The organism is Paenisporosarcina sp. P5_A11 (assembly GCF_056400705.1).
Genome location: NZ_JBFUKT010000248.1, coordinates 1 through 3,619, shown reverse-complemented (window position 1 = coordinate 3,619; position 3,619 = coordinate 1). Strand labels below are relative to the sequence as shown.

The window sequence follows — 3,619 nt, the reverse complement described above, 5'->3', positions numbered from 1 at the left end:
CCACGGCACAGAAGGATTTGAATATTGTTGGTAATAACCCATACGCTGGTTCAAAAGTTGTTCTTTGGATTGTTCGCTTTCAGCTGTAGCAAGCGACGAAAAAGCGAAAAAACTCAGCACCAAAAAAATCGGATATCGAAGACTCTGGAACAAAAATAAAACCCTCCTTTTAGCATCACATTCCATAGTTTCTCCATTTCATTTATTTTCATGATTCATTTAGTTGACATGAAAAAATTGCCACCTTCAGGAGGAAAGAAGAGGACAAACTAAAAAAGGTTTTGACCAAAAAATGCACAGATTCCACCTCAAAATTTACTTATTTCATAAAACCCAAAAAATCACAGCAAAAATTTTTTTTAATAACCACTCTGAGTTCTAATCTTCAGTAAAAGGAATTGGGGTCTTGATATTGGTCATATCAAAGCACCCTTAAATAGGGCAAAAATTTGTTGTGTGCTTAAGAGTATAATTTGTTGCTTAAAGTAAAAAATATTGATAATAATTGAATTAGGGAAGTGAAGAATTGAAGGAAAAGTATACTTTAGCGTTATCTACAATTATTCTTGTAAGTTCCATTTTTTATGCTGGATTTAATGTGTTTGCTGATAAGGGTCGTCGCCATTACGAACAAACGGGAGAAGTGGTGTGGGATATAAAAACGGAAGAGAAAATAATCGCACTTACTTTTGATGATGGTCCTCATCGAAAATATACTGGTGAAATTTTAGATGTATTAGATAAATACGATGCCAAAGCTACCTTTTTTATTATTGGTGAAAATGCTGATAAGTATCCAGAACTTGTATTAAGAGTGCACGATGAAGGGCATGAAATAGCAAATCACACATACACTCACCCATTTAAAACAACAATTACTAAATTAGAGAAGGAATTAGAACAGACCAATGAAACAATATACAGTATTACGGGCTCTTACCCAAAGTTATTTCGACCTGTTGGCGGACAATATACAGATGAAATGATAAAGTTGGCTGTGGGCAAAGGATACAAAGTTGTCATGTGGTCTTGGCACCAAGATACAGAGGATTGGAAAAACCCAGGTGTAAAAAAAATCGTCAATAAGGTATTGAATGTTACAAAACAAGGCGACGTCATTCTTTTCCATGATGGTGGTGGCAATCGGAAACAGACGGTGAAAGCGCTCGAGGAGATTTTGCCTGAACTTCAAAAAAAAGGGTACCAATTTGTAACTATTTCTGAACTTATTGAGTACAAAAATAACAAATAAAAGAGTTTGAAATAGGAGAATTCTCTCACTTTCCAATACTGGAGAAGATGCGTTCTGTACTATCCAAATAGTGATTCAGAGGCACAGGTAGGAATCTAGGATATGCTCGTCGTTCAAAGTGAATTGGACGCATTAATAATGAGTAATGGAAGTAATAGTCTGAAATTTATTCAGGCTTTTTATATTTGAGATTAATGAAATTCTTAATATGTATCAGTATTAAATTATTTGTCCGAAACAAAACTACCTATTCCAAAAGTTAATAAATTCGTTGAACAAAAAACAAAAGTCAATCTTGGGCTTATTTGAGTTTTTAGAGGGGCAAACATTAAGAGCTGCTTTATACAATGAAGAGGTTGAGGAGAAAAGACTAGAAATGATATTCAACTTTGAAAAAATACTTTCTCAAATCCATTCAACCACTTGTCCAAGTGAAATAATACACGAAAAACCTTGGCTTGATGAAATGTTATATCAAGCAGAATTTAATCTAAAAAACTTCAAGGTTGATGGAACTGAAGAATTATTAAAAAAGATAAAAGTTAATAAACCTAGTGAATACAAACAGACGTTAATACACGGGGATTTTACGATTGACGATGTTTTAGTCAAGAACGGGGTAGTTACTGGGGTTATTGATTGGGGTGGAGGATCGTATGGAGACCCGCGGTATGATGTTTCTTTAGCTATACGTCCTAAACCTAATGTATTTGATAATGAAGTAGACAAACAAATGTTCTTTGAAGGGTACGGAGAAAAGATAATTAATAATCAGGAATATGATTATTTTGTTAAAGGAATATATGAGTTCTTTTAATATTTTCTAGCTTTTAGAATGAATTTCTTTGTTCAACTAACGAGGCAGGTTAATGCAAGAAGGGATGTTTTTTATGAAAGAAATTAAATCGAAATCCATTCAACCTAATTTAAGAAAACTTTTATCCTTATCAACCATATATCTAATCGCCAGTGCGAGAGTTGTATGGTTATGAATTTGAAGATGATGTTATTGGTTGTATAGGAATAGAATTTTCAGGTCCAAAACGTTGTGAAATAAAATCGCAGTATCTCCCGAACATAGAAAAGAAGGTATCGGAAGATCTTTAGTTTCTGCTGAGACCGATAAAGATGCTGTGAATTTTTATGAAAATTATGGATTCAAAATAACGAGTCTGGGTGAAAAGTATCCAGGTGTGGAACGTTTTCAATGTATTTTAGAAAGTAAATAGGACTTTGCCTTCTTCAACTAACGAGGTCCTTTAGTTGAAGAATGAAGTGACCCCATAAAGTTAGACAGTATATTTCGTTAGGCTACCTTTTACATGGCAGTCTTTTTTTATGAACCTAGTTGAATACTTCCCAATCGTGGTGTTATGTCAACCCGATATGTATGTTCTATGCAATCAAGCTCAGAAAATGTAAAAAATTATGAATTTTGAAACTTAATAAGCATCTCACTCGTTATAGTGGGACATAAATAAGGTGGGAAAATGGAGTTAGCTGAACAATATCAACAGATTCTTTAACATAACTTAGGACAAAAAAACACCTTCAATATATTCAACACTTGAGATAAGGTGTTGATATTGAAGGTGTTTTTCTTCTGCCTTTTTATAAAAAAGTCTTCATTTTCATTATCTACGTCCATAATTAATCCATTGAACTCCGTCACGTTCTTCCAGTTGAAATCCACGCCAGCCTTCAGCGAGTTTTGCTTGTTGAGCTTCAAAATCATCTACACGAATAAACATAACTTGGTTCCATATCGGAGAATTGACTTCTTGCAAATCTTTCACAAAAATAAAACGCATAAGACCGTTATACTTTTCTTTTAGTGCCAAGATTTCCATACCTTGTACGAACTTGTCCTTCAAGCTCGGTATATTTGAAGTTGCCACTGTACAACAAACGTAACGATAATCATGATGTTGTTGAGATAACTCTTGCATAATAAGAATCGCTAGCGTTTTTTGTAATTGATTACCACGGTATTCAGGCAACACGTTTGATATTTCTTGATATATAACCTTTTGTAATTCTTCTACTTTCAAACCAATATCAAGTCCTAGATGTTCCTCATCTATTTGTGGAAMTAGCAAAGCCCGAAAGGCAATCAGTGTTTCGTCGACAAATGCACCAATCATTAAACCGTTGCCATTTAATATAAATTGGAACTCCTCCATTGAGAGGGGTTGTAATATTTMTTTGTTAGTTAATGAATGAATTATTTGTTCTTGTACAAATAATATATCTGACAAATGATCCAGTGTTAAAGCCTGAACAATAAATGATTGTTCAACTTGATTGTTTTTTTTAATGGTTCCTTCAAATATGGGACTCAACATAATTCGTCTCCTTAACCGCCGC

Annotated in this window: 4 protein-coding genes; 3 read left to right on the top strand and 1 reads right to left on the bottom strand. The window is 33.8% G+C overall.

The genetic code is table 11. The features are described 5' to 3' along the window. Positions 1-526 precede the first annotated feature (526 nt). The 3 genes from AC1DOS_RS18745 (at position 527) to AC1DOS_RS18735 (ending at position 2,481) form a co-directional block, all read left to right on the top strand. Positions 527-1,252, top strand: coding sequence for a polysaccharide deacetylase family protein (locus tag AC1DOS_RS18745; RefSeq protein ID WP_477538724.1), 726 nt, complete (start codon positions 527-529; stop codon positions 1,250-1,252). Positions 1,253-1,523: 271 nt separating this feature from the next. Beyond that, entirely contained in the window at positions 1,524-2,069 is a 546-nt protein-coding gene (locus AC1DOS_RS18740; RefSeq protein ID WP_477538723.1) for an aminoglycoside phosphotransferase family protein, read from the top strand. Between the two features lie 241 nt (positions 2,070-2,310). After that, positions 2,311-2,481: a GNAT family N-acetyltransferase gene (locus AC1DOS_RS18735; RefSeq protein WP_477538726.1), complete on the top strand. Its 171-nt coding sequence runs from the start codon at positions 2,311-2,313 to the stop codon at positions 2,479-2,481. A 405-nt stretch (positions 2,482-2,886) separates the two neighbouring features. On the opposite strand, the gene AC1DOS_RS18730 is transcribed toward AC1DOS_RS18735, so the two are convergent. Then, entirely contained in the window at positions 2,887-3,594 is a 708-nt protein-coding gene (locus AC1DOS_RS18730) for a GNAT family N-acetyltransferase (RefSeq protein WP_477538725.1), read from the bottom strand. Positions 3,595-3,619 lie beyond the last annotated feature (25 nt).